This is a genomic window from Erythrobacter sp. MTPC3 (assembly GCF_042854385.1).
Taxonomy (GTDB): Bacteria; Pseudomonadota; Alphaproteobacteria; order Sphingomonadales; family Sphingomonadaceae; genus Erythrobacter.
This window is the reverse complement of sequence record NZ_BTGP01000041.1, coordinates 1-654: the sequence shown is the minus strand read 5'-3', so window position 1 is coordinate 654 and position 654 is coordinate 1. Positions and strand designations below refer to the sequence as shown.

Genomic DNA, 654 nt, shown 5'->3' with positions numbered 1-654 from the left:
TGGCGGTAGATCTGCCGGTCGTGCTCGATCTGGACTTTGCGGTTAGACTTTGAGGGGATGACCGGCGTGGTACCGCGCTCGATCAGCCATGAGCGCAAGGCGTTGCTGTCGTAGCCTTTGTCAGCGACCAGATAGTCCGAGGGCGGCACGGCATTGATCGCCAGCATGGCCACCTTGGCATCGTGGGTGTTGCCGGGCGTCAGCAGCAGGACGTGGGGACGGCCCTTCTCGTCGCAGATGGCATGGAGCTTGGTGTTCCTGCCGCCTTTGGTGATGCCGATACCATGAGCCAAGGCCCCCCTTTTGCGCCACCAGCAGTGCGGTGGACCTTGATGCACGAGCTGTCGATGAACAGCCTGGATGGCACGCCTTCGAACCCGGCAAGATCGGCAAAGATGCGCTCCCACACGCCGCGCTCGGCCCAGCGCCGGAAGCGGTTGTAGAGCGTCTTCTTCGGGCCGTAGACGTGTTCAGGACAATCGCCCCAACGACCGCCGCTCTTCAACGCATGGACAATGCCGGAGAGCACCCGCCGATCATCTACCCGCGGCATCCCGCGCGTATCTTGCGGCAGGAGCGGTTCAATCCGCGCCCATTGCTCATCCGAAAACCAGAAGAAATCCACCATCTGCCATGCCTCCTCGCTGGAGACAC

The 654-nt window shown here is 62.4% G+C and carries 2 protein-coding genes; both read right to left on the bottom strand.

Annotated elements, in window-relative coordinates; translation table 11 throughout:
- The coding region (locus ACGHU1_RS16885) for a transposase (RefSeq protein ID WP_390588893.1) at positions 1 to 293 on the bottom strand (293 nt) is incomplete at its 3' end.
- A partial coding sequence (locus tag ACGHU1_RS16880; protein WP_390588890.1) for a transposase occupies positions 200 to 654 on the bottom strand: 455 nt, incomplete at its 5' end. The genes ACGHU1_RS16880 and ACGHU1_RS16885, both read right to left, overlap by 94 nt.